The 24480-nt window shown below is 68.0% G+C and carries 31 protein-coding genes; 24 read left to right on the top strand and 7 right to left on the bottom strand.

All coding sequences use genetic code 11. The annotated features are described in order from the left end of the window. Positions 1-21: 21 nt before the first annotated feature. The 6 genes from purM (at position 22) to AC3WL7_RS18510 (ending at position 4252) form a co-directional block, all read left to right on the top strand. The gene (gene purM, locus AC3WL7_RS18535) at positions 22-1080 is read left to right on the top strand and encodes a phosphoribosylformylglycinamidine cyclo-ligase (RefSeq protein ID WP_079220917.1); all 1059 of its coding nucleotides are present in this window, start codon (positions 22-24) and stop codon (positions 1078-1080) included. A 19-nt stretch (positions 1081-1099) separates the two neighbouring features. Next, positions 1100-1591, top strand: coding sequence for a hypothetical protein (locus tag AC3WL7_RS18530; RefSeq protein ID WP_492752346.1), 492 nt, complete (start codon positions 1100-1102; stop codon positions 1589-1591). Between the two features lie 7 nt (positions 1592-1598). Continuing rightward, positions 1599-2036 carry a hypothetical protein gene (locus AC3WL7_RS18525; protein WP_079220915.1) on the top strand — a complete coding sequence of 146 codons (438 nt, stop codon included), beginning with the start codon at positions 1599-1601 and terminating at the stop codon, positions 2034-2036. Continuing rightward, positions 2033-2686, top strand: a complete 654-nt coding sequence (gene purN, locus AC3WL7_RS18520) for a phosphoribosylglycinamide formyltransferase (protein ID WP_492752343.1) — start codon at positions 2033-2035, stop codon at positions 2684-2686. The genes AC3WL7_RS18525 and purN overlap by 4 nt, the downstream gene beginning before the upstream one ends. A gap of 67 nt (positions 2687-2753) precedes the next feature. Further along, positions 2754-3566 carry a DUF3108 domain-containing protein gene (locus tag AC3WL7_RS18515; RefSeq protein WP_108746101.1) on the top strand — a complete coding sequence of 271 codons (813 nt, stop codon included), beginning with the start codon at positions 2754-2756 and terminating at the stop codon, positions 3564-3566. Between the two features lie 2 nt (positions 3567-3568). Further along, entirely contained in the window at positions 3569-4252 is a 684-nt protein-coding gene (locus AC3WL7_RS18510; RefSeq protein WP_079220909.1) for a DUF3108 domain-containing protein, read from the top strand. 120 nt (positions 4253-4372) lie between these two features. Here the strand turns inward: AC3WL7_RS18510 and AC3WL7_RS18505 are convergent, their stop codons facing one another. The 3 genes from AC3WL7_RS18505 to AC3WL7_RS18495 are packed head-to-tail and all read right to left on the bottom strand — an operon-like array spanning position 4373 to position 6210. Beyond that, positions 4373-4690, bottom strand: a complete 318-nt coding sequence (locus AC3WL7_RS18505) for an EF-hand domain-containing protein (RefSeq protein WP_295517596.1) — start codon at positions 4688-4690, stop codon at positions 4373-4375. Further along, entirely contained in the window at positions 4687-5958 is a 1272-nt protein-coding gene (gene murA, locus AC3WL7_RS18500; RefSeq protein ID WP_079220906.1) for a UDP-N-acetylglucosamine 1-carboxyvinyltransferase, read from the bottom strand. Before murA ends, AC3WL7_RS18505 begins: the two co-directional genes overlap by 4 nt. A gap of 21 nt (positions 5959-5979) precedes the next feature. Then, positions 5980-6210 carry a BolA family protein gene (locus tag AC3WL7_RS18495; RefSeq protein ID WP_021202589.1) on the bottom strand — a complete coding sequence of 77 codons (231 nt, stop codon included), beginning with the start codon at positions 6208-6210 and terminating at the stop codon, positions 5980-5982. Positions 6211-6264: 54 nt separating this feature from the next. Here AC3WL7_RS18495 and AC3WL7_RS18490 point away from each other — a divergent pair, with 54 nt between their 5' ends. The 17 genes from AC3WL7_RS18490 to AC3WL7_RS18410 all read left to right on the top strand — a co-directional run bounded on the left by AC3WL7_RS18490 (position 6265) and on the right by AC3WL7_RS18410 (position 20448). Beyond that, positions 6265-7266 (top strand): KpsF/GutQ family sugar-phosphate isomerase, encoded by a 1002-nt coding sequence (locus tag AC3WL7_RS18490; protein WP_079220905.1) that lies wholly within the window; start codon positions 6265-6267, stop codon positions 7264-7266. A gap of 65 nt (positions 7267-7331) precedes the next feature. Beyond that, positions 7332-7880, top strand: a complete 549-nt coding sequence (locus tag AC3WL7_RS18485) for a KdsC family phosphatase (RefSeq protein WP_108746100.1) — start codon at positions 7332-7334, stop codon at positions 7878-7880. Further along, positions 7877-8452, top strand: coding sequence for an LPS export ABC transporter periplasmic protein LptC (gene lptC / locus AC3WL7_RS18480; RefSeq protein ID WP_079220902.1), 576 nt, complete (start codon positions 7877-7879; stop codon positions 8450-8452). The genes AC3WL7_RS18485 and lptC overlap by 4 nt, the downstream gene beginning before the upstream one ends. A gap of 104 nt (positions 8453-8556) precedes the next feature. Further along, positions 8557-9078, top strand: a complete 522-nt coding sequence (gene lptA / locus AC3WL7_RS18475) for a lipopolysaccharide transport periplasmic protein LptA (RefSeq protein ID WP_108760255.1) — start codon at positions 8557-8559, stop codon at positions 9076-9078. After that, complete coding sequence (gene lptB / locus AC3WL7_RS18470; protein ID WP_079220900.1) at positions 9078-9797, top strand: LPS export ABC transporter ATP-binding protein; 720 nt, start codon at positions 9078-9080, stop codon at positions 9795-9797. Before lptA ends, lptB begins: the two co-directional genes overlap by 1 nt. 40 nt (positions 9798-9837) lie before the next feature. Next, the gene (locus tag AC3WL7_RS18465; RefSeq protein ID WP_492752327.1) at positions 9838-11274 is read left to right on the top strand and encodes an RNA polymerase factor sigma-54; all 1437 of its coding nucleotides are present in this window, start codon (positions 9838-9840) and stop codon (positions 11272-11274) included. A gap of 58 nt (positions 11275-11332) precedes the next feature. Then, entirely contained in the window at positions 11333-11650 is a 318-nt protein-coding gene (hpf, locus tag AC3WL7_RS18460) for a ribosome hibernation-promoting factor, HPF/YfiA family (RefSeq protein ID WP_079220898.1), read from the top strand. A 21-nt stretch (positions 11651-11671) separates the two neighbouring features. Continuing rightward, entirely contained in the window at positions 11672-12124 is a 453-nt protein-coding gene (locus AC3WL7_RS18455; RefSeq protein WP_492752323.1) for a PTS sugar transporter subunit IIA, read from the top strand. Then, positions 12121-13071, top strand: coding sequence for an HPr(Ser) kinase/phosphatase (hprK, locus tag AC3WL7_RS18450; RefSeq protein ID WP_079220896.1), 951 nt, complete (start codon positions 12121-12123; stop codon positions 13069-13071). The genes AC3WL7_RS18455 and hprK overlap by 4 nt, the downstream gene beginning before the upstream one ends. Before the next feature lie 23 nt (positions 13072-13094). Next, a complete protein-coding gene (gene rapZ, locus AC3WL7_RS18445; protein WP_079220895.1) occupies positions 13095-13979 on the top strand; it encodes an RNase adapter RapZ in 885 nt (294 codons plus the stop codon). Positions 13980-14170: 191 nt separating this feature from the next. Next, entirely contained in the window at positions 14171-14563 is a 393-nt protein-coding gene (locus AC3WL7_RS18440; RefSeq protein ID WP_005408386.1) for a PTS sugar transporter subunit IIA, read from the top strand. Continuing rightward, on the top strand, positions 14556-14825 hold the full coding sequence (locus AC3WL7_RS18435; protein ID WP_079220894.1) for an HPr family phosphocarrier protein: 270 nt from the start codon (positions 14556-14558) through the stop codon (positions 14823-14825). The genes AC3WL7_RS18440 and AC3WL7_RS18435 overlap by 8 nt, the downstream gene beginning before the upstream one ends. Positions 14826-14827: 2 nt before the next feature. After that, entirely contained in the window at positions 14828-16597 is a 1770-nt protein-coding gene (gene ptsP / locus AC3WL7_RS18430; RefSeq protein ID WP_492752315.1) for a phosphoenolpyruvate--protein phosphotransferase, read from the top strand. A gap of 643 nt (positions 16598-17240) precedes the next feature. Then, on the top strand, positions 17241-18602 hold the full coding sequence (gene mgtE / locus AC3WL7_RS18425; protein WP_079220892.1) for a magnesium transporter: 1362 nt from the start codon (positions 17241-17243) through the stop codon (positions 18600-18602). A gap of 71 nt (positions 18603-18673) precedes the next feature. After that, positions 18674-18940 carry a hypothetical protein gene (locus AC3WL7_RS18420; RefSeq protein ID WP_079220891.1) on the top strand — a complete coding sequence of 89 codons (267 nt, stop codon included), beginning with the start codon at positions 18674-18676 and terminating at the stop codon, positions 18938-18940. Between the two features lie 70 nt (positions 18941-19010). Next, positions 19011-19808 carry a carboxylesterase family protein gene (locus tag AC3WL7_RS18415; RefSeq protein WP_492752313.1) on the top strand — a complete coding sequence of 266 codons (798 nt, stop codon included), beginning with the start codon at positions 19011-19013 and terminating at the stop codon, positions 19806-19808. 184 nt (positions 19809-19992) lie between these two features. Next, positions 19993-20448, top strand: a complete 456-nt coding sequence (locus AC3WL7_RS18410) for an REP-associated tyrosine transposase (RefSeq protein ID WP_283220708.1) — start codon at positions 19993-19995, stop codon at positions 20446-20448. 337 nt (positions 20449-20785) lie between these two features. Here AC3WL7_RS18410 and AC3WL7_RS18405 read toward each other — a convergent pair whose 3' ends face one another. The 3 genes from AC3WL7_RS18405 to AC3WL7_RS18395 are packed head-to-tail and all read right to left on the bottom strand — an operon-like array spanning position 20786 to position 22806. Further along, positions 20786-21736 carry an aspartate carbamoyltransferase catalytic subunit gene (locus AC3WL7_RS18405; protein ID WP_492752310.1) on the bottom strand — a complete coding sequence of 317 codons (951 nt, stop codon included), beginning with the start codon at positions 21734-21736 and terminating at the stop codon, positions 20786-20788. Between the two features lie 16 nt (positions 21737-21752). Beyond that, positions 21753-22247 carry a Holliday junction resolvase RuvX gene (gene ruvX / locus AC3WL7_RS18400; protein WP_492752308.1) on the bottom strand — a complete coding sequence of 165 codons (495 nt, stop codon included), beginning with the start codon at positions 22245-22247 and terminating at the stop codon, positions 21753-21755. After that, positions 22240-22806: a YqgE/AlgH family protein gene (locus AC3WL7_RS18395; protein ID WP_079220886.1), complete on the bottom strand. Its 567-nt coding sequence runs from the start codon at positions 22804-22806 to the stop codon at positions 22240-22242. Before AC3WL7_RS18395 ends, ruvX begins: the two co-directional genes overlap by 8 nt. A gap of 78 nt (positions 22807-22884) precedes the next feature. On the opposite strand from AC3WL7_RS18395, the gene AC3WL7_RS18390 reads away from it, so the two are divergent. Further along, on the top strand, positions 22885-23430 hold the full coding sequence (locus AC3WL7_RS18390; protein WP_492752306.1) for a DNA-3-methyladenine glycosylase I: 546 nt from the start codon (positions 22885-22887) through the stop codon (positions 23428-23430). A gap of 85 nt (positions 23431-23515) precedes the next feature. Here the strand turns inward: AC3WL7_RS18390 and AC3WL7_RS18385 are convergent, their stop codons facing one another. Continuing rightward, complete coding sequence (locus AC3WL7_RS18385; RefSeq protein ID WP_492752304.1) at positions 23516-24223, bottom strand: YitT family protein; 708 nt, start codon at positions 24221-24223, stop codon at positions 23516-23518. Between the last annotated feature and the right edge of the window lie 257 nt (positions 24224-24480).

Raw genomic sequence — 24480 nt, 5'->3', positions numbered from 1 at the left:
CCCCTGCCAGCGCCGACGCCCGTGACCAACACCCCGTCTTCCGCCCCCTCCCCCCTCACCTACCGTGATGCGGGCGTCGACATCGACGCCGGCAACGAACTGGTCGAGCGGATCAAGCCCCTGGTCAAGCGCAGCTTCCGCCCGGAAGTGATGGGCGGCCTGGGCGGCTTCGGCGCCCTGTTCGACCTGTCCAACAAGTACCGCGAGCCGGTGCTGGTGTCGGGCACCGACGGCGTGGGCACCAAGCTGAAGCTGGCCCACCAGCTGAACCGCCACGATACGATCGGCATCGACCTGGTCGCCATGTGCGTCAACGACGTGCTGGTGCAGGGCGCCGAGCCGCTCTTCTTCCTGGACTATTTCGCCACCGGCAAGCTGGACATCGACACCGCCGCGGCGGTCGTGGGCGGCATCGCCAACGGCTGCACCGAGGCAGGCTGCGCGCTGATCGGCGGCGAAACCGCTGAAATGCCCGACATGTACGCCCCGGGCGAATACGACCTGGCCGGCTTCACCGTCGCTGCGGTCGAGAAGAGCGAACTGAAGGACGGCGCCAGCGTAGCCGCTGGCGACGTGCTGATCGGCATCGCCTCCTCCGGCCCCCATTCCAACGGCTACTCGCTGGTGCGCCGCATCTACGACCGCGCCGGCCAGCCGGCCGACCTGGAGCTGGAAGACGGGGTGAAGCTGGTCGATGCACTGATGGCGCCGACCCGCCTGTACGTCAAGCCGATCCTGTCGCTGCTGAAGTCGCATGGCGCGGCCATCCACGGCATGGCCCACATCACCGGTGGCGGCCTGACCGAGAACATCATCCGCGTGGTGCCCGAAGGCCTCGGCCTGGACATCCAGGCCTCGGCCTGGCCGCTGCCGCCGGTGTTCCAGTGGCTGCAGAAGGAAGGCGCCGTCGTCGACAGCGAAATGTGGCGCACCTTCAACTGCGGCATCGGCTTCGTGCTGATCGTCGCCCCGGAGCAGGTCGCTGCCGTGTCCGAAGCCGTGCAGGCGCAGGGCCTGGCTCACTGGCCGATCGGCCAGGTGGTCACCGCCAGCGGCGCCGAGCGCGTCCGCATTGCCTGATACGCACCCAGGAGCCCGCATGGACGCTACGCCCCCCCTGCCCACCGCACCGGTGCCGCCCCCGGCACCGGCCGTGCCCGTCCTGACCTCGCAGGACAACGACCACCTGCGCCTGCTGTCGATCTTCCACTACGTGGTGGCCGGGCTGGCGGCGGTGTTCGCCCTGATCTTCGTGTTCCACATCGTGATGGGCATCGCCATGCTCAACGGCACCCTGCCGATGAGCTCCAACGGCCAGCCCAGCTCGGCGCAGGAACAGCAGTTCGCGGGCTGGCTGTTCATCATCATGGGCAGCGGCGTCGTCTCGCTTGGCTTGGTGATGGCCGGCTTCATCGCCTATGCCGGGCGCTGCCTGAAGCAGCGGCGGCGCTACCTGCTGTGCCTGGTCGTGGCCGGCCTGTCGTGCCTGTTCACCCCGTTCGGCACCGTGCTGGGCGTGTTCACCCTGATCGTGCTGCTGCGGCCGCAGGTGAAAGCCGCCTTCGCCGCCAACGTCCCTACCCGAAGCTGAGCTGCCGATGGCCGTCGCCCCGCCCCCGCTGAACCGGCCACGCGGCTGGACCGACCTGCAGGTCAACAGCCACCTGCATTCGCTGAAGATCCTGTTCTACATCTACGGCGGCCTGCAGCTGGTGCTGGCCGTCCTGCTGCTGCTCGCGGCCGCCGGCGGTTATGTCAGCGAGAGCCACAGCACCGATCCCGAGGCGTCGCCGGCCCTGCTGGCCGCGCTTTTCGTCGGTGCCAGCCTGGTCTTCGCCGCGCTGGGCAGCCTCAGCCTGACCGCAGCCCGCCGCCTGTCCCAGCGCCGCCAGCGCACGCTGTGCATGGTCGCCGCCGGCGCGGCCTGCCTGGGCGGTGCGCTGGGCATCGCGCTGGGCGTCTACGCGCTGGTTGTGCTGCTGCGTGCCGAAGTCGTGGCCAGCTTCAGCGAACCGGGCAGCGCCGTCGTCGCATGACCGCCCGTATCGCCGTACTGGCTTCCGGCCGTGGCAGCAACCTGCAGGCCATCCTCGATGCGATCGCGGCCGGCCGCCTGCCGGCCGAGGTGGTGGGCGTGTTCTCCGACCGCCCCGATGCGGCCGCGCTGCAGCGGGTCGGGCCCGGACAGCGCTGGGCGCACGCGCCGAAGACCTTCAGCGACCGCGCTGCCTACGAACAGGCACTCGGCGATGCCGTCCACGCCGTGGCCCCGGACTGGATCGTCTGCGCGGGCTACATGCGCATCCTCGGTGCCGGCTTCGTGCAGCGCTTCAACGGCCGCCTGGTCAACATCCATCCGTCGCTGCTGCCGCTGCACAAAGGCCTGCACACCCACGCCCGCGCCCTGGATGCCGGCGACGCCGAGCATGGGGCCAGCGTGCACCTGGTGGTGCCGGAGCTGGATGCCGGCACCGTGCTGGCGCAGGCGCGCGTCCCGGTGCTGCCCGGCGATGACGCAACCCGCCTGGCCGATCGCGTGCTGGCGGTCGAGCATCCCCTGCTGATCGCCACCCTGCAGCTGCTGTGCGATGGCCGCCTGGCTGAACGGGAGGGCCGGCCGACACTCGACGGTCACCCCCTGTTTAGCCCATTGGCTCTAGATTCCGCCGGGAACCTGAACCGGTAACGCCCGTGCACACGCCCCGCTGACTGCGGGGCTGGCATCCTGCCACCTCCTGCGGTTCCTGCCTGCCATGAAGAACACGCCCCCGTTGCGCAAATTCCTGCTGCTGCCGTTCGCCGTGCTCGCCTGTGCCGCCTGGGCGCAGACCCCGCCGTCGGCCGAACCGGCGCCCGTGGTGGAGGCACCGGCCGAACCGCCCCTGCCCGCGCTGCCGGCCATGGCCTGGGAACCGCCGCCGCTGCAGCCGTTCAGTGCCACCTACCAGGCCTTCTACAAGGGCAAGGAGGCCGGCGACGCAACCATGCAGGTGACCCACACCGGCGGCAACCAGTGGCGGGTGGACATGCAGGTGGTCGGCCGCCGCGGCTTTGCCAGCGTGCTCGGCCTCAACCTGGAGCAGAGCACCGTGTTCGACGTGCGCAATGGCGTCTACGCGCCGTTGAGCCAGAGCACCGTGCGCAAGGGCCTGTTCCTGGGCAAGAAGGCGGTGGGCACCTACAACTGGGAAACCGGCACCGCGCAGTGGACCGGTGATGTGAAGAAGGACCGCGCCAAACCCATTCCGCTGCAGCCCGGCGACCAGAGCGCGCTGCTGCTGAACCTGTCGCTGATGCGCGATGCCCGCCCCGGCGTGGCCATGCACTACCGCTACGTTGAACTGGGCAAGGTGCGCCAGCACGATTACCAGGCGGCCGCGCAGACCGAGAACGTGGAGGTCGGCGACCTGTCCTACAACGCGCTGAAGGTGTACCGCACCAACGGCGGCAACAACGAAACCATTCTGTGGATCGCCAACGGTGTCCCCACGCCGGTGCGCATCCTGCAACGCGAAGATGGCGAGGACCGTGTCGACCTGCGCCTGATCGAATACCAAGGAGTATGAGCATGACGACCCTGACCCGCCCGCTGACCTGGATCGCCGCTGCCGCACTGTCGGTGGCCAGCCTGCCGGCCATGGCCCTGCAGCCGTTCAAGGCCGATTACCTGGCCAGCTACATGGGCATGCAGGCCAACGGCACCATGACCCTGGCCAGCGAAGGCACCGGCAAGTGGCGCTACAACCTGCAGGTGAAGAACCAGCTGGCCGACCTCAGCCAGAGCACCGTGTTCGAGGAAGTGCGTGGCCAGCTGCGCCCGCTCAGCAGCCAGGACCGCTCGGCGCTGCTGGTGAAGAAGCGCAACGTGCAGGCCAACTACAACTGGACCAGCAACCAGGCCACCTGGACCGGCGACATCAAGCCGGACCGCGCCGGCCCGGTCGCGCTGAAGGCCGGTGACATGGATGCGCTGCTGATCAACCTGGCCATCGCCCGCGACCTGGCCGCCGGCAAGCCGCTGACCTACCGCATGGTCGACGAGGGCCGCATCAAGAACATGACCTACAAGGTCGTGGGCAAGGAAGCGGTGACCGTGGGCGGCAAGAGCTACCAGGCCACCAAGGTGTCGCGCGTGGATGGCGACAAGGAGCAGATCGCCTGGATCGTGCCCGAGTTCCCGGTGCCGACCCGCATCCTGCAGCGCGAAGGCGGCCGCGATGCGCTGGACCTGACCATCAAGGCGCTGAACTGACGCGCGAGCCGGTAGTGCCGGCCGCTGGCCGGCATTCCCGCGATGCTCCGCAAGGTCCATGGGGTTGCCGGCCAGCGGCCGGCACTACCGAAAAAAACGCCCGCTTGCGCGGGCGTTTTCTTATTTCTTCTCTTCCGCTTCGGCCGGCTTGAACTCGGTACGGCAGTCCACCCGGATCTGCTGGCCACTGCTGCGCCAGACGAACGTGCGGCAATGGCGATTGCCTTCCTGGCTGTCGTTCACCGCAACGGCATGGAACGACTGGATGATCTCGTCACGGCTGACCGTGCCATCGCCATTCCAGTCCATGTCCTTCTGCTCGATGCCCTTGGTGATGGCCAGGTTGGCGTACCAGGCATAGCCCAGCCACGCCAGCACGATCAGCACCAGCGCCAGCAGCGCCTTGCGGCGGGGGCTGAAGCGGCCGCGCAGGATCATGGCACGCGCCGGATGGTGGCACCGAGCGAAGACAGCTTCTCTTCGATGTTCTCGTAGCCACGGTCGAGGTGGTAGATGCGGTCGATGGTGGTCTCACCGTCGGCCATCAGGCCGGCCAGGATCAGCGACGCCGATGCGCGCAGGTCGGTGGCCATCACCGGCGCACCGCTCAGGCGCTCGTGGCCGCGGGCAATGGCGGTGTGGCCTTCCACCTGGATGTCCGCGCCGAGGCGCAGCAGTTCGTTGACGTGCATGAAACGGTTCTCGAAGATCGTTTCGTTGATCACGCCCACGCCGTCGGCCACGCAGTTGAGCGCCATGAACTGCGCCTGCATGTCGGTCGGGAACGCCGGGTACGGCGCGGTGGTCAGGTTGACCGCCTTCGGCCGCTTGCCGTGCATGTCCAGGGTGATGCTGTCTTCGGTGGTCTCGATCGTCGCACCGGCCTCGACCAGCTTGGACAGCACCGCGTCCATGGTGTTCGGGCGCGCGCGGTTCACGGTCACCTTACCGCCGGTCATCGCCGCGGCCACCAGGAAGGTGCCGGTCTCGATGCGGTCGGGCAGCACTTCGTGGCGGCCACCGGAGAGGCGCTCGACGCCTTCGATGACCAGGCGGGCGGTGCCCAGGCCCTCGATCTTCGCGCCCAGCGCGATCAGGCAGTGCGCCAGGTCGGTCACTTCCGGTTCCATCGCGGCGTTGTCGAGGATGGTGGTGCCCTCGGCCAGCACGGCCGCCATCAGCACGTTCTCGGTGCCGGTGACGCTGACCATGTCGAAGGTGAAATGGCCACCCTTCAGGCGCTTGGCGGTGGCCTTGATGAAGCCGTTCTCGACCACGATGTCCGCACCCAGCGCCTGCAGGCCCTTGATGTGCTGGTCAACGGGGCGCGAACCGATGGCGCAGCCGCCGGGCAGCGACACTTCGGCCGCGCCGAAGCGGGCCAGCAGCGGGCCCAGCACCAGGATCGAGGCGCGCATGGTCTTGACCAGCTCGTAGGGGGCCACGTGCTGGTTGACCGGGCGCGGGTCGACCACGATCGCGCTGCCGCGCGACAGGGTGCCCTGGTCGATGGTGACCTTGGCGCCCAGTTCGCCCAGCAGCTTCACCGTGGTGACCACGTCGTGCAGGTGCGGCACGTTGGTGATCTCCACCGGCGCATCGGCCAGCAGGGTCGCGCAGAGGATGGGGAGGACGGCGTTCTTCGCGCCGGAGATGCTCACTTCACCGTGCAGCGCAGCGCCGCCGGTCACAACGATCTTGGCCATGTATTGGGAATCTTCTGCGGTTCAGCCGGCTTCGGCCGGGGTCACGGTTTTCAGCGCCAGCGCGTGGATCGCGCCGCCCATCAGGTCGCCCAGGGTGGCATAGACCATCCGGTGGCGGGCCAGCGGCATCTTGCCGGCAAAGGCCTCACAGACCACGGTCGCTTCGAAATGCACGCCATCGTCACCGCGCACGTCGGCGCGGGCGCCCGGCAGGCCGGTTTCGATCAGGTTGCGGATGGTGTCGGCGTCCAACGGGCTTTCCTAATAAAATGAACCCTCATTCTACTTCCGCTGCGTGGCGTCCGCATGGCCGAGTCCTCCCTGCCCCCCCGTTCCGTCGATCCTGCCGCCCTGGTGGCCAGCGGCCGCCGCGTGTTCGAGATCGAGCAGCAGGCGCTGCAGGCCGTCGCCAGCGGGCTGGGCGAGGCATTCCAGCAGGCCTGCCAGGCCATCCTGGGCAGCCGCGGCCGGGTGGTCGCCACCGGCATGGGCAAGTCCGGCCATGTCGCCCGCAAGATCGCCGCCACCCTGGCCTCCACCGGTACCCCGGCCTTCTACGTGCACCCGGGCGAGGCCGGCCACGGCGACCTGGGCATGATCACCGAGGACGACGTGGTGCTGGCGCTGTCCTATTCGGGCGAATCGGACGAGGTGCTGATGCTGCTGCCGGTGCTCAAGCGCCAGGGCAACGTGTTGATTTCCATGACCGGACGGCCACAGTCCAGCCTGGCCAAGGCCGCCGACGTGCACCTGGACGTGAGCGTGCCGGCCGAGGCCTGCCCGCTGGCGCTGGCGCCGACCTCCAGCACCACCGCCTCGCTGGCGATGGGCGATGCGCTGGCCGTCGCCCTGCTCGACGCGCGCGGCTTTACCGCGGACGACTTCGCCCGCTCGCACCCGGCCGGCAGCCTCGGCCGCCGCCTGCTGCTGCATATCACCGACGTGATGCACAGTGGCGAGGATCTGCCCAAGGTCGACGCCGGCGCCAGCCTCAGCCAGGCGCTGGTGGAGATGAGCCGCAAGCGGCTGGGCATGACCGCCGTGGTCGATGCCCAGGGCGTGCTGATCGGCCTGTTCACCGACGGCGACCTGCGCCGTGCGCTGGACACCGAACTGGACGTGCGCACGGCGAAGATCGCCGAGGTGATGACCCGCAACCCGCGCACCATCGGTGCCGACCAGCTGGCGGTGGAAGCCGCCCGGCTGATGGAAACCCACAAGATCAACGGCCTGATCGTGGTCGACGGCGAGGGCCGGGCGGTCGGCGCGCTGAACATTCATGACCTGTTGCGGGCCCGGGTGGTTTAACCGAGAGTCCGTAGACCCCATTCAGACTGTAAACCGCACCCGCCCCGAACGAGCCTGATGCCCTGATGCCCTGGTCCCCCCTGCCCGCCTTCCCCGCCCACCTGCATGCCACCGCGGCCCGTATCCGCCTGGCCTGTTTCGACGTGGACGGCACCCTCACCGACGGTCGGCTGTACTACGACAAGGATGGCAACGAGAGCAAGGCGTACTTCGTGCAGGATGGTCTGGGCCTGAAACTGCTGCAGCAGCACGGTATCCACCCCGTGCTCATCACCGCGCGCAACAGCCAGTCCGCGCTGCGGCGCGGCGCCGACCTGGGCATCGACACCCAGATCGCGGTGGGCGACAAGCTGGCCAGCGTGCAGGCACTGTGTGCCCAGCACGGCATCGGCCTGGACCAGGTGGCGTTCATGGGCGACGACCTGCCCGACCTGGCGCCGCTGGGCGCGGTCGGCCTGGCCGTGGCCCCGGCCAACGCGCACCCGTGGATCGCCGAACGCGTGCATTGGACCACCCGCAGCGACGGCGGCCGTGGCGCCGCCCGCGAACTGTGCGACGTGCTGCTGGCCGCGCAGGGGCATATCGATGCCGTACTGGCGAGGTTCGGCGCATGAATGCTCCGTCGCTGAACTGGCGCACCGTGCTCGGCATCGGCCTGCTGCTGGCGGCCCTTCTGAGCAGCTGGGCCGCCCTGCGCAACCGCGACAAGGGGCCGGAGCAGACCGGCCAGGACGTGGGCGTGGATTACATCCTGCACGACTTCCAGATCGTGGCGCTGGACGAACAGGGCAAGGAATCGACCACCCTGCGCGCACCGCTGCTGGAGCGCCAGCGCGGCGACCAGACCATCAACATCACCACCCCGCTGTTCGAGATGCCCGACAAGGACGGCCAGCACTGGACCCTGCGCGCGCAGACCGGTTGGCTCAGCGCCAAGGGCGACCAGATGAAGCTGCGCGGCGACGTTTCAGGCGACAGCCCGGCCGCCCCCGGCGTGGTGCCCACCACTTTCCGCACCGACCACCTGGACGTGTTCCCGAAGGAAAGCCGCGCCCGTACCGATGCCCGGGTCACCATGACCCGCCCGGGCATGGAACAGTCCGGCGTCGGGTTCGAGGTGGATTCGAAGAACAACACGTATCATTTCCTCAGCCAGTCCAAGGGCCGCTACACGCCCCAACGCTGATTCCGCCGCTGGCCCGCGACGTCGCCATGGCGACTGGCGCGAGGCCGCAGCCCCCACCCGCCGCCCGGCATGACCGGGCAGCCTCACCGGTAGAACGGACCCCGATGAAGATTCCCTTTGCTGCCCTGCTCGCCTTCGGTCTGCTGGTTCCTGCCTTCGCGCAGGCCAAGTCCACCGACCGCAACGAGCCCATGAACATCGATGCCGGCGCACAGGCCGGCAACCTCACCGGTGATGGCAAGACCACCCTCTCGCAGGGCGTGATCATCACCCAGGGCACGCTGGACCTGCGCTCGTCCGAGGCCGAGATCTACATGAAGGACGGCGAAGCCGTGCGTGCCGTGTTCACCGGCAAGCAGGCCAAGATGAAGCAGCAGCTCGATGACGGCACCTGGATGGATGCGGTGGCCGACAAGATCGACTACGACATCAAGACCGAGATCATCACCCTCACCGGCAACTACAAGGTGACCAGCGCGCGCGGTACCAATGCCGGCCAGCGCATGGTCTACAACACCCGTACCGGCGAAATGAATTCCGGTGGCGACGGCAGCCGCGTGCGTACCGTCATTCCGCCCAAGAACAAGACGCCTGCGGCGCAGCCGGCGGCCGGGAGCAAGAAGTAATGCTTGTCGCCAAGGGCCTGCGCAAGAAGTACAAGCAGCGCGAAGTCGTCAAGGACTTCGGGCTGACCCTCGATGCCGGTGAAGTGGTTGGCCTGCTCGGCCCCAACGGCGCCGGCAAGACCACCTGCTTCTACATGATAGTGGGCCTGGTGGAGGCCGATGCCGGCAGCATCGTGCTCGACGGCCAGGACATCACCGGCGACCCGATGTATACGCGCGCCAAGCAGGGCGTGGGCTACCTGCCGCAGGAACCGTCGGTGTTCCGCAAGCTGACCGTGGCCGACAACCTGCGCCTGGTGCTGGAACTGCGCGACGACCTGGATGCGGCCGGCCGCGAGCGCGAACTCAACAGCCTGCTGGACGAACTGCAGCTGGGCCACGTGTCCGAGCAGCTCGGTGCCAGCCTGTCCGGTGGTGAACGCCGCCGCTGCGAGATCGCCCGCGCACTGGCCGCCAAGCCGCGCCTGATCCTGCTGGACGAACCCTTCGCCGGCGTCGATCCGATCTCGGTCGGCGAGATCCAGCGCATCGTCACCCACCTCAAGCAGCGCGGCATCGGTGTGCTCATCACCGACCACAACGTGCGCGAAACCTTGGGAATCTGCGACCGCGCGTATATCCTCGCTGAGGGCACCGTACTGGCCCAGGGCTCGCCGGAAGCGATCCTGGACAACGCCGACGTCCGTCGCGTCTACCTTGGAGACTCCTTCAAGCTGTGACCGCGGCCGCCGGGCCCTTCCCCTCCGTTTCGGCACAGGCATGAAGACTCGGCTGCAGACATCGTTGGGACAGCAGCTGGTGCTGACACCACAGCTGCAGCAGGCGATCAAGCTGCTGCAGATGTCCACCACCGAGCTGGAGCTGGAAATCGCCCAGGCGGTGGAAAGCAATCCCCTGCTGGACTGGGCCGACAGCAACGATGATGGCGCCGGTGCGGGCAGCGATGCCGGCGATGACCACGGCGCCGACAGCGATGCACCGCCGGAGCCCGCGCAGGCCAGCGGCGACGACTGGGCCCCCGCCGAGCAGGACTGGAGCAATCCGGGCAGCAGCGGCAGTTTCGACGACGATGAAGACACCGGCAGCGCCGCCGAGCGCGTGGCCGAGGTCGAGACCCTGGCCGACCACCTGCTGTGGCAGCTGCACCTGTCGCACCTGTCGATGCGCGACCGCAGCATCGGGGCCGCGCTGATCGATGCACTGGAAGAAGACGGTTACCTGCGCGAGCCGCTGGCGACCATCGCCGAGGCCCTGCTGCCGGCCATCCACGCCGGTGAAGACGAGATCCTGACCGTGCTTCACCAGGTGCAGCGCTTCGACCCGGTGGGCGTGGCGGCCCGCTGCCTGGGCGAATGCCTGCAGCTGCAGCTGGACGTGCTGCCCACCGACACCCCCGGCCTGGCCCTGGCCCGGCAGGTCGCCGCCGGACCGCTGGAGCGCCTGCCGCGCAGCGGCGTGGCCGGCCTGGCCCAGGAACTGAAGCAGCCGCTGGCCGAGGTCGAGACCGCCGTCGCGCTGCTGCGCTCGCTCGACCCGCGCCCGGGCACCCAGATCGCGCCGCTGGCGCAGGACACCTACGTGGTGCCGGACGTGGTGGTATGGCGGCAGAACGGCCTCTGGCGCGCCGCGCTGGCCGCCCACGCCGGGCCCAAGGTGATCATCCACCGCGGCTACGAACAGATGATCCGCCGCTGCGGCGAAGCCGACGCCGGTTACCTGCGCGCCCAGCTTCAGGAGGCCCGCTGGCTGCTCAAGGGCCTGCAGGCGCGCGGCGAAACCCTGCTGCGGGTGGTGCGCAGCCTGATCCACCAGCAGGCCGGTTTCCTCGAATTCGGTGAACAGGCGCTGCGCCCGCTGACCCTGCGCGAGATCGCCGCCGAACTGGGCCTGCACGAATCCACCGTGTCGCGGGCGATCGCCCGCAAGCACGTGCGCACGCCGCGCGGCACCCTGCCGCTGCGCGCGTTCTTTGCATCGGGCATCGACACCGAAGGCGGTGGCGAAGCATCCAGTACCGCCATCCAGGCGATGATCCGCCGCCTGATCGATGACGAAAACCCACGCAAGCCGCTTTCTGACGCCAAGCTGGCTGACCTGCTCAAAACGTCGGGAATCCCAGTAGCGCGGCGCACCGTGGCGAAGTATCGTGAGGCCATGAACATCTCCGCCTCGCACGAAAGGGTCAGAATCGCTTGACGCGCCGCCGCGCCCGGCGGAGAGGTTCATTGGCACATCCGAACACAGGAGAAACCCGATGCGCATCGAAACGTTTGGCAAAGATGTCGAAGTCACCCCGGCCCTGCAGTCGTATGTTGAAGAAAAGCTGGCCCGGGTCGGAAAGCACTTCGACCAGCACTGCGAAGCGCGGGTAACCCTCAAGCTGCAGAAGACCGAACACCACGTCGACGCCAGCCTCAATATTCCCGGCCAGACCCTGCATGCCGAAGCCGGCGGCCAGACCATGTATGCCGCCATCGACGTGCTGGCGGACAAGCTCGACCGCCTGGTGATCAAGCACAAGGAGAAAAAACAGCAGCACGCACCACTGCCGGTGGGCGACAATGGCGGCTGATCGCCACCGTTCCCCGCAGACATGCCCCTGACTGACCTCCTGGCGGCCGTGCAGACCCAGCTCTGCACGGCCACCGACCGCGACAGCGTCCTGCAGGCCGCCGCCGGGTTGCTGGCCTGCCGCCAGGCCAACGCCGAACAGATCTACCTCAACCTGTGCCAGCGCGAAGCCCTGGGCAGCACGGCGATCGGTTGCGGCATCGCCATTCCCCATGGCCGGGCCCCTGCCCTGGACCGTCCCCGCGGCGCCCTGCTGCGGTTGCAGGCCCCGGTCGATTTCGGCGGCGATGAACCGGTGGACCTGGTGTTCGCCATGGCCGTCCCCGCCCACTACACCCACCAGCACCTGATGCTGCTGTCGGAACTGGCCGAGCTGTTCTCGACGCCCTCGATCCGCGACGCCCTGCGCGCGGCGGGCGATGCGCGGGCACTGCGCGAGGCCCTGGACCTTCCCCCATCGGCGAGCGCCGCATGAATACCAGCATCACCGCACGCGAACTGTTCGACCAGCAGCGCGAGCGGCTGGGGCTGCGCTGGGCCGCCGGCAAGGCCGGTGAGAAACGCGAGCTGGAAGCCGGCAATACGGTCTCCCGCCGCCCCTCGCTGGCCGGCTACCTCAACGCGATCTACCCCAACAAGGTGCAGATCCTCGGGACCGAGGAGCTGTCCTGGCTGGACGCGCTGGAACCACGCCAGCGCTGGGAAACGATCGAGAAGATCATGCAGTCGCACCCGCTGGCGCTGGTGCTGACCCGCAACCAGGCCTGCCCGGAAGACCTGCGCGCGGCCGCCGATGAATCCGGCACGCCGCTGTGGCTGTCGCCCAAGCGCGGCCACGAACTGCTCAACCACCTGTCCTACCACCTGGCGCGCACGCTGGCGCCGCGGGTGATCCTGCATGGCGTGTTCATGGAGATCTACTCCATCGGCGTGCTCATCACCGGCGAGGCCGGCTCGGGCAAGAGCGAGCTGGCGCTGGAACTGCTCAGCCGCGGCCACCGCCTGGTGGCCGACGACGCCCCCGAATTCACCCAGATCGCCCCCGACGTGCTCGACGGCACCTGCCCCGAACTGCTGCAGGACCTGCTGGAAGTGCGCGGCCTGGGCGTGCTGAACGTGCGCGAGATGTTTGGTGATACGGCGGTAAAGAAGAACAAGTACCTTCGGCTGATCGTCCACCTGACCAAGCCGATGACCGAACCCACCCCGCACGGTTACGAGCGCCTGACCGGCGATTCGGGCACCCGCCACGTGCTGGACCTGGACGTGCCGCTGATCACCCTGCCGGTGATGCCCGGCCGCAACCTGGCGGTCCTGACCGAGGCGGCCACCCGGCTGCACATTCTGCGTACCAAGGGTATCGACCCGGCGGCGATGTTCATCGCCCGCCACAGCAACCTGCTGGAACGACGAACACCCTGAGCCCCACCACCAAGAGCCTGTCCATGAGTACCGTCACCCCCACCGCCCCGACCCTGATCATCGTCAGCGGCCTGTCCGGCTCGGGTAAATCCGTCGCCCTGAAGACCTTCGAGGATCAGGACTACTACTGTTCGGACAACCTGCCGATCCAGCTGCTGCCCGATTTCGTGCGCAGCGTGCTGGAAAACCATGACGGTGGCGCGCCGCGCCGGCTGGCGGTGGGCATCGACGTACGCGGCCAGGCCGACCTGAGCCAGCTGTCCAACTGGCGCAAGCTGGCCACCGATGCCGGCGTGGAAGCGAAGGTGCTGTACTTCGAGGCGAGCGACGAGACGATGCTCAAGCGCTATGCCGACACCCGTCGCCGGCATCCGCTGAGCCAGCTGGGCCTGTCCCTGCCCGAAGCGATCGCCCGCGAGCGCGAGCTGATCGCACCGCTGCGCCGCGAGGCCGACGTGGTCATCGATACCAGCGCGTTGAACGTCCACCAGCTGCGCCGGCGCATCATCACCGAGTTCGCGATGGGGCACGCCACGCGCCTGTCGCTGCTGTTCGAATCGTTTGCCTACAAGCGCGGCGTGCCGGCCGAGGCCGACTTCGTGTTCGATGCACGCGTGCTGCCCAACCCGCACTGGGACCCGGACCTGCGCGCGCTGAGCGGCCGCGAGCCGGGCGTGCGCGATTACCTGGAAGCGCAGCCGGACGTGCAGCGCTACCTGGGCCAGCTGATGGATTTCCTCGACACCTGGCTGCCCAAGCTGGGCGATGGCACCCGCAGCTACGTGACCGTGGCCTTCGGCTGCACCGGCGGCAAGCACCGCTCGGTGTACCTGGCCGAGCGCATGGCGCGGCATGCCCGCGAGATGGGCTGGGATGACGTGGCCACGTACCACCGCGAACAGGATTGAGGGCAGCCGGGCTGCGCCCGCCTCTGACAGATTCCGTGTGCTGTTGGTAGGTGTCGACCTTGGTCGACACGATGGGGTCGGATCCCTTTTTCAACGAAAAACGGATCCGGACCCGGCAACGCTGAATACGGGACACAGTGCCCCTCTCCTGCTGCTATCGCCGATTCACCTTGACCTGTTAACGTGCAGTAATGACCTGTGGCATTCTCCTCGTAACACATCCTGGGGTCGGGACCGCCCTGCTTGACGTGGCGACCCGGCTCCTGCGGCAATTGCCGTTGAAAACCGAAGCTTTCGAAGTACCGTTCGACGCAGACCTGGATGCTCTTCTCCCGCTCGCCTCGGCTGCCTTGCGCCGGGTCGACGGTGGGGATGGCGTGCTGATCCTGACCGACCTGTACGGCGCCAGCCCCGCCAACCTTGCCGGGCAGTTGGCCCGGTTGGGGACCCCGGTTCGCCGGGTGTCGGCGCTGAGTCTGCCGATGTTGCTGCGGGTGATGAATTATCCGGAACAGGGACTGGATCAACTGCCCGCCACAGCCGCGGCGGGCACCCGTAATGGAGCGATAGTCGACGATGCTTGAACGAGAACTCACCGTGAGCAACCGCCTGGGCCTGCACGCCCGGGCCACCGCCAAGCTGGTGCAGACGCTGGCCCCATTCCGCTGCAACGTGACCATGGCCGCCAAGGGCCGTGAGATCAACGCCAAGAGCATCATGGGCGTGATGCTGCTGGCCGCCGCCCAGGGTACGCCGGTCACCATCCGCATCAACGGCGAGGATGAAGCGGCGGCGATGGACGCGGTGGTCGACCTGTTCGAGCGCCGCTTCGACGAGGACAGCTGAGCGTGCCACGCGCACGCGCCGGCCAACCTGCCACCGGCCAACGGCCGGTACAGCTGCTGGCCGGCCACGGCGCTGCACGCGGTTCGGCGATGGGACGCGCGCGGGTGCGCCTGCCGCACGCCCTGGAGGTGGCCGTACAACGCGTCGCGCCACAGCAGGTGGAGGCCGAACTGGTCCGCCTGCATCGCGCGGTGGATGCCGCCCGCGTGGAAATGCACGAACTGCGCCAGCGCCTGCACGGCGCACTGAGCCAGGACGTCGGCGAGTTCCTCGACCTGCATGCCCTGCTGCTGGACGACCCCGAGCTGCTGCACGGCCTGGACGAACTGATACGCAGTGGTCCGTACAGTGCCGGCTATGCGCTGCGCCTGCAGCGTGACCGCCTGGCCAAGGTCTTCGATGGCATGGACGATGCCTACCTGAAGAGCCGCATGGATGACCTGGACCATGTGATCGGCCGCATCCACGCCTTCCTGCAGCCGGAGCGCCCGCCCGTGGTGAAGGGCCTGGCCGGCGAGATCCTGGTCTGCGACAACATCGCCCCGTCCGAACTGGCCCAGTTGCAGTCGCAGGGCGTGGTCGGCATCGTCACCGCCGCCGGCAGCGCGCTGTCGCACAGCGCGATCCTCGCCCGCAGCCTGCACCTGCCGCTCATCGTCAACGTACAGCAGGTGCTCAGCCGCATCGTCGACGGCGACGTGCTCATCATCGATGGCGCCGACGGCAGCATCACGGTCAACCCGCAGGCCGACAACCTGCGCGACTACCGCGTGCGCCTGAAGGAACACGCGCGCGAGCAGCGTGAGCTCGGCCGCCTGCGCAGCAAGCCCAGCCGTACCCGCGACCAGGTCGACATCGCCCTGCTGGCCAATGCCGAATCGCTGGAAGACGTGACCCAGGCGCATGCGCTGGGCGCACAGGGGCTGGGCCTGTACCGCACCGAATTCCTGTTCCTGCAGCGCAACGAGCTGCCGGACGAAGAAGAACAGTTCCAGACCTACCGCGATGCCGCCCTGGGCATGAGCGGGCGACCGGTGACCATCCGCACCCTCGACCTGGGCGCGGACAAGGCCGACCGCACCGGCCTGACCCTGAGCAACGAGGAAAACCCGGCGCTGGGCCTGCGTGGCGTGCGCCTGTCGCTGGCGCGGCCGAAGGTGTCCGACACCCAGCTGCGCGCGATCCTGCGCGCCTCGGCCTACGGCAAGCTGCGCGTACTGATCCCCATGGTCAGCACCCGCGAGGAACTGCTGGCCGTGCGCCGGCGGATGCTCAAGCTGACCGAGCAGCTGCGCGGCGAAGGCCACGTGGTGGCCGAGCACGTGCCGCTGGGCGCGATGATCGAAGTGCCGGCCGCCGCACTGGCGCTGGAGAGTTTCATCGACCTGGTCGACTTCCTGTCGATCGGCACCAATGACCTGGTGCAGTACCTGCTGGCCGCCGACCGCAACAACGAGGCGCTGGGCGAGCTGTATTCGCCGCTGCACCCGGCGGTGCTTCGCCTGTTGCAGATGGTCATCGATACCGGCGCACGCCATCGCATCCCGGTGGCAGTGTGTGGCGAGATGGCCGGCGACGCGCGCATGACCCCGCTGCTGCTGGCGCTGGGCTTGACCGAGTTCAGCCTGCACCCGGGCACGTTGCTGGAAGTGCGCCGCGCGATCCGCGATGCCGACCTGGCCACCCTGCGCGCACGCGCGCCAAAGCTGCTGGCCGCGCGCGACCGGCGGGGTATCGAACGCTGGTTGGCACTGGTGGCCGAGACACCCTGACTGCCGCGCTCCGCGCTCGCCGGGCACGGCCCGGCGCTACCAACACAACGTGTCCCCATGAAAACCGCACCTCTTGCAGCGCTCCTGGTCCTTGCGGCATTCCCCTCATGGGGAAAAGATTGCCCGGCGGAGACTACGGATACGCCAGCCCATCGGCTCACATCTGGCCTTCAACGGGAGCATCCGGTCATCATCGCTGGCTGCTACCGCGGCACCCGGCACGGACTCTCCCTGCATGACTGCAGCAGCGGTTTTGGATCGGGTGTCTGGCTGGAGCTTGCAGATGGCTTGGACAAGGATCCGTACGTGGATTCATTTATGACCACTGCTTTCAGGATGCAGGCCCGGAAGGGACTGCCTCCATTGCATGTTCGAGTCAGCGGACAGCTCGAACGGAGTGACGCCTACGTGCCCGGCGGGGTGGTATTCCGTGCGACCGCGCTGCATTGCTTCGAGTCGCCCCCCGACATAAGAGCCGGCAAACACCTCCGTTGAAGTCCATGAGATTGCCGGCCAGCGGCCGGCACTACCAGCACCCGGCGGCTATGCGTTGAAACATCCGCTTGCGATAATGACGCGCTGAACACCCCTGTTGCCGCATCCTTGCCGGGATCGCGGCTTTTCTCTTCCCGCGGGAGCTGTGATGGCTGAAGCCGTACGCCACGACAAGACTGCACGCCAGCTGCGGATGCTGTCCGATGCACTGGACAGCGGCCGGCTGGGGCCAGTACGTCGGCTCGTCAACACGCTGGCGCCGGCCGAGATCGGCAACCTGCTCGAATCGCTGCCCCCGGGCAAGCGCGAAGTGGTGTGGGGGCTGGTCGATCCCGAGGACGATGGCGAGGTGCTGGTCCACGTCGGCGAGGAAGTGCGCGAGAGCCTGCTCGCGGACATGGACCCGGACGAAATCATCGCCGCGGTCGAAGACCTGGACATCGATGACCTGGCCGACCTGGTCGAGGACCTGCCCGATACGGTCATCGACGAGGTCCTCAAGTCGATGGACCGCGAGAACCGCGAGCGCCTGGAACAGGTGCTGTCGTATCCCGAGGACAGCGCCGGCCGACTGATGAACCCGGACGTGGTGACCGTGCGCGCCGACGTCAACGTCGACGTGGTGCTGCGCTACCTGCGCCTGCGCGGCGAACTGCCCGACCACACCGATCACCTGTTCGTGGTCAGCCGCCGCCACCAGTACCTGGGCCGCGTGTCGCTGGCCGCGCTGGTCACCCACGAAGACACCACGCCGATCAACCGCCTGATCGACGACGAACAGCCGGCCATCGACGTCGGCGAGAGCGACCAGGAAGTCGCCCGGCAGTTCTCCGACCATGACTGGGTGTCCGCGCCGGTGGTGGACGACAACAACATCCTGCTCGGCCGCATCACCATCGATGACGTGGTGGACATCATCCGTTCGCAGGCCGAGCACCAGGCACTGGGCGCGGCCGGCCTGGACGAGGAAGAGGATCTGTTCTCGCCGATCAAGCGTGCCGTGCGCGGCCGCGTGGTCTGGCTGGGCATCAACCTGTGCACGGCGTTCCTCGCCGCCAGCGTGATCGGCCAGTTCGAACTGACCCTGCAGAAAGTGGTGGCGCTGGCAGTGCTGATGCCGATCGTCGCCGGCGTCGGCGGCAACGCGGCGGTGCAGGTGCTGACCCTGATGGTGCGTGGCATCGCGCTGGGCCAGGTGGGCCAGAGCAATGCGCGCATCCTGCTGTGGAAGGAAGCGCGCGTGGCGCTGATCAACGGCACGCTGATCGGCCTGCTGGTCGGCCTGATTGCGTTCCTGTGGTTCCACAGCCTGCTGCTGTCGCTGGTGATCACCCTGGCGCTGATCATCAACTTCCTGGCCGCCGCACTGGCCGGCGTGCTGTTGCCGCTGCTGCTCAAGCGCATGAACGTGGACCCGGCCGTGGCCGGCACCGTGGTGGTGACTGCGGTGACCGACGTGATGGGCTTCTTCAGCTTCCTCGGCCTGGCCACCCTCATCCTGCTGCACTGATTCCCCGCACGGGGTCGAATCCCTGCACAGCAGGGCTCTGACCCCAGCTGCATGACCTTCCGGACGCCACCATGGCCACCACGATTGAAAACTACTTCCAGCCTGGCTGGCGCGACCAGATGCACACCTGTGCCGCCTGCGAATGGAAAGGCAACTCGCGCGCGATGGTGATGGAGCTGGACGAGGACGCCACCGAGTACGACTGCCCGGTGTGCGAAAACCCGCTGCTGGTGGTGCTGCACCCGGACATGGCACAGGTGCAGGCGGCGGCGGCCGAAGGCAACGCCGAGGCGCAGGAACAGCTGGACATCATCGCCAGTTTCCCGCCCCCGCAGTGACGCGCTGCACGATGCCCGGCGCACGCCGAGCGACTACCATGAAAACGCTTCCAACCCTTGGGGAAACGTCATGGTCCGTCCGTTGCTGCGCTGGCTGCCGCTGCTGTCCCTGCTGATGCTTGCCGCCTGCGCCAGCACGCCCGACAGCGCGCGCGGCCACTTCGAATCCCGTGCGGTGAAGGTGGACGGGCAGACCGCCTACTACCAGGTCTTCATTCCGGCGGTGGCGGCACGCACGCCCGGCTCGCTGCCGGTGGTGCTGTTCCTGCACGGTTCGGGTGAGCGTGGTAGCGACGGCATCAAGCAGACCCATGCCGGCCTGGGCCCCTACCTGCGCGAGCATGCGACCGACTTCCCGGCGCTGGCGGTGTTCCCGCAGGTGCCCGGCGAAGAGGAATGGAGCGGCCACAACAACCGCGTGGCACTGGCTGCGCTGGATGCGGCGATCGCCGAGTTCGGTGCCGACCCGGCGCGGCAGTACCTGACCGGCATGTCGATGGGCGGCTACGGCAGCTGGAACATCGCCCTGGACGAACCGCAGCGCTTCGCCGCGATCGTGCCGGTATGCGGCGCCGTGCTGGCCCCGCGCGCCGTGCGCCCCACCCTGTTCGTCGAACAGGTGGCGCACGAAGCTGATCCTTACGCAGCCATTGCCCAGCGCCTGCGGCAGACGCCCATCTGGATCTTCCACGGCGCGCAGGATGACGTGGTGCCCCCGGCCGATGACCGCCGCCTGCATGCCGCTTTCGAGGCCGCCGGCGCGGGCGACGTGCGCTACACCGAGTACCCCGACGGCAACCACAACGCCTGGGACGCAACCTACGCCGACCCGGCGATGTGGGCGTGGCTGTTCGCGCAGAAGCGCTGAACCCCAGACTCTGCTGGGAACCGCCTGTTGGTGGGCTGTTGGTGGGCTTCTGGTGGTGGGTGCCGACCGTTGGTCGGCACTGCTCGGCTTCGGTAGGTGCCGACCGTTGGTCGGCACTGCCCTTACCTGCATCAAGGCAATTACCCGATAGCAACAAAGAGTCGGCGCGCACACGCTGGTGTTCATGAACCGTGCACGCCTGCGCCTTGGTCGCCATTCCCGCATCGGGCAGTCCTACCTCCTGACTACCGTAACGCATGGGCGTCATCGCTACTTCGATGATCCCAATGCGGCGCAGTTGGTGATGGATGTTCTCCATCGGATCGACACTGAGGGCCTCACGCACTCACTTGCCTACGTGGTCATGCCGGACCACATCCATTGGCTCGTGGAGCTTCGTGCGTTCTCGCTGGACTACCTCATGCAGCGATTCAAATCGAGCAGCGCATTGCAGGTCAATCGCATGCTCGGCCTATCAGGACGTTTCTGGCAATCGAGCTATCACGATCATGCGATCCGCTCGGATGAATCGCTGTTTCGTCATGCCATGTACGTGGTAGCAAATCCGATCAGAGCAGGATTGACCACGCAGCTTGGCGAGTATCCCCACGCGTGGTGTCGATGGGAGATGGCCGGGTAATTACAGGCAATGGGGCATTCTGGATCGACGAGATAGTGCCGACCAACGGTCGGCACCCACCGGGCAGTTCAGTGCCAACCAACGGTTGGCACCCACCGGGGCAGTTCAGTGCCAACCAACGGTTGGCACCCACCGGGGCAGTTCAGTGCCGACCAACAGTTGGCACCCACCGGGGCAGTTCAGTGCCAACCAACGGTTGGCACCCACCGGGGCAGTTCAGTGCCGATCAACAGTTGGCGCCCACCCAGACAGGTCCCTGCCAACCAACGGTCGGCACCCACCGGGGCAGTTCAGTGCCGACCAACGGTCGGCACCCACCAGACACCCACCCAGCAGATCAGCCCAGCAGGGTTTCCAGCACGGCCATGCGCACGGCGACGCCGTTGGCGACCTGGCGCAGCACCCACGACTGCGGGCCGTCGGCCACGTCGTCGGTCACTTCCACGCCACGATTGATCGGGCCCGGGTGCAGCACCGCTGCATCCTTGCCGGCACGGGACAGGCGTTCGGCGTTCAGGCCGTACTGGGCGTGGTACTGCTCCAGCGACGGCACCAGGCCTTCTTCCATGCGCTCGCGCTGCAGGCGCAGCATCATCAGCGCGTCCACGCCTTCCAGCATCGCGTCGAAATCATCGCCGACCACGCAGCCCTTCAGGGTCTCGTCGTCGGGCAGCAGCGACTGCGGGCCGCACACGCGGATCTCGCCCACGCCCAGCGTGCGCAGTGCATGCAGGTCGGTGCGGGCCACGCGCGAGTGCTTCACGTCGCCGACGATCACGACCTTCAGCTTCGAGAAATCCGAGCCCTTGGCCTGGCGCAGGGTCAGCATGTCCAGCAGGCCCTGGGTCGGGTGCGAGCTGCGGCCGTCGCCGGCGTTGACCAGGGCGGTGCCCTCGCCTGCCGCTGCGGCCAGCGCGGCGACCGCGCCGTCATCGGGGTGGCGCACGACGAAGCCGCGCACGCCCATCGCTTCCAGGTTCTTCAGCGTGTCGCAGGCGGTCTCGCCCTTGCGCGTCGACGATGTGGAGGCATCGAAGTTCAGCACGTCCGCGCCCAGGCGCTGGGCGGCCAGCTGGAACGAGCTGCGGGTGCGGGTGGAGGGTTCGAAGAACAGCGTGCACACCGCCGAACCGGCCAGCACCTGGCGCTTGTTGCCGACGCGGCCGACGGCGGCATCGCGGATCTGCCCCGCCCGGTCGAGCAGCTGCAGCAGGGTTTCGCGCGGCAGGCCCTCAAGGGTCAGCAGGTGGCGCAGGCGTCCGGAAGCATCAAGTTGCTGGGCAGTCATGGCGGGAGTCGTGCAGTCAGGGAATGGGGGTGGCGTCGTCGGGGGACGACAGCCAGCGGTCGATGATCACCGCCGCGGCCACGGCGTCGAGGGCGGCCGCATCACGGCGGCGCTTGCGCCCTTCGGCGCGCTCGACGGCGAAGCGGCGGGCGGCCTCGACCGAGCTGGAACGCTCGTCGATCATCGCCACCGGCAGCTTGAAGCGTTCCCGCAGCTGGCGGGCGAAGCCCTGCGCGCGCTTGCGGTTGGGCTGGTCCTGGCCATCCAGGGTGAGCGGATCGCCCACCACCAGGCCGTCGGGCTTCCATTCCTTCAGCAGGCGCTCGATCGCGGTCCAGTCCGGGCCGTTGCCATGCACATCGACCACGGCCACCGCGCGCGCATGCGCCGCAAAAGCACTGCCGATGGCCACGCCGATACGGCGCGAGCCGACATCGAACCCCAGCACGGTGCCATCACGGCGGATGGCCGGCGCGGCAGGAACTGGAGCGGAGGCGGCCGGCTCAGACATGGCCGCTGTAATCGGTCAGCCGGAACAGGTCCACGCCGATGCGCGAGGCCGCACCCTGCCAGCGCTGCTCCAGTGGCAGCTGGAACACCAGTTCGGCATCGGCCGGCACGGTCAGCCAGCTGTTCTCGGACAGCTCGCTTTCCAGCTGCCCGGCGCCCCAGCCGGCACAGCCCAGGGTGACCACGGCATTGGCCGGGCCTTCACCGCGGGCCATGGCCTCGAGGATGTCGCGCGAGGTGGTCAGGTACAGGCCCTCGCCCACGCGCAGGCTGGAATCCCAGTCGCGCGCGTCGTCGTGGATGACGAAGCCGCGCTCGGGATGCACCGGGCCGCCGTTGAGCACCGTGCGCGCCTGGAGCTCGCCATCACCGGTGGTGATGTCCATCTGCGAAAGCACTTCGCCCAGCGTGTACTCGGAGGGCTGGTTGACCAGCACGCCCATCGCCCCGTTCTCGTCGTGCTGGCAGATCAGCGCGACGCTGCGGGCAAAGGTGGCGTCGATCAGCGACGGCAGCGCGACGAGCAGGTGATCGGCAAGGGAGGTAGGCGTTACAGGCATGGCGCCATTCTAGCCGGTGGGCGCCTCCGGCGCCTGCACGCCGCGCATAATGGGGCGCCCGCCCGCCAGGAGAACACCTTGTCCGGATACTGCCGCATCGCCCCGGGCCACCCGGTGCATGAGTTCTACCATGCCAATGAATACGGCTTCCCGCAGCGTGACGAGCGCGAGCTGTTCGAGCGGCTGGTGCTGGAAATCAACCAGGCCGGGCTGAGCTGGGAAACCATCCTGAAGAAGCGCGAGGGTTTCCGCGCGGCCTACGATGGCTTCGACGTGGACCGCGTGGCGGCCTATGCCGAGCAGGACATCGAGCGCCTGCTGTCCGACGCCGGCATCATCCGCAACCGGCTGAAGGTGCTGGCCGCGATCCACAACGCGCAGGTGATCCAGCAGCTGCGGGCCAGCCACGGCAGCTTCGCCGCGTGGCTGGACGCGCACCACCCGCGCAGCAAGGCCGACTGGGTGAAGCTGTTCAAGAAGACGTTCCGCTTCACCGGCGGCGAGATCACCGGCGAGTTCCTGATGAGCCTGGGCTACCTGCCCGGCGCGCATGCCGAGGACTGCCCGGTGCATGCGCAGCTGTTGAAACTGGCGCCGCCGTGGGTGCGGACGGCTGGCCGCTGACGCACATCCGCCGGGCATGGCCCGGCGCTGCCACGTGGTGGTTCCGGTAGCGCCGGGCCATGCCCGGCGAACGCGGCGTAGGGGTTTACACGCCCATGTAGCGGCCGGGGCGGTGGTTGAACATCAGCACCAGGCTGAGCACCACCGCGCCGATCGCCGAGTACATCACCTTCGACGGTGACAGCACGAAGAACGCGGCCACCATCAGGCAGGCATCGAAGGACATCTGCACCTTGCCGGCACTCCAGCCACGGGTGCGCTGCAGGTACACCGCCAGGATGCCGATGCCGCCCAGGCTGGCGCGGTGGCGGATGAAGAACAGGATGCCCAGGCCGGACAGGGCGCCGCCGACCAGCGCCGAGTACAGCGGTGCGATATGCGAGAAATCGGCCCAGCGCGGCAGGATGTCGGTCAGCACGCCGCAGGCGGTGACCGCCGCGAAGGTCTTGAGGGTGAACTCCCAGCCCATGCGGCGTACGGCCACCCAGTAGAACGGCAGGTTGACCAGCACGAACACCAGGCCGAAGTTCCAGCCCATGGCGTAGTGCAGCAGGAAGGCCGCGCCGGCCATGCCGCCGATCATCAGCCCGCCCTTGGCGAAGATGGCCAGGCCCAGCGAGGCCACCAGCATGGCCAGGACCATGCCCTGCACATCCTCGGCGACCGAGTGGCGCAGCGCTTTTTCGTCGGCGGGGGTGCCGGCGCTGTCCGGGGGCGGGGTGAGCGGACCTGCGGTGACGAGGTGGCCGTCAGCGTCGTCGCACGGCGCCGGGCCATGGGATTGGAAGGACATTCGGGTGGGGACCGCAGGTGGGGAGCGGTATTAGACACGATCCGGGTGACAGTTGCAGATGAAATCGTTCAGTTGAGTGGCCAGCGAACGGCGCCGCCCCTCGTGGCTGGGCGGGTTGGTAGCAACAGCCGCGCTTGGCCGGGCGGGGTGGGGGCGCGGGGGACGCCGTGAACCCGTCCTTGAAGTGACCCCCGGGAGTTGGACACCTGATCCGACCCCGAGGGTTACATGAATAGATATGAGGTTTGTTTCAAATT

It is taken from the genome of Stenotrophomonas sp. FW305-3-2-15-E-LB1, from assembly GCF_058787375.1.
The sequence above is the reverse complement of the archived record's forward strand: the minus strand, read 5'-3'. Positions and strand labels throughout refer to the sequence as shown.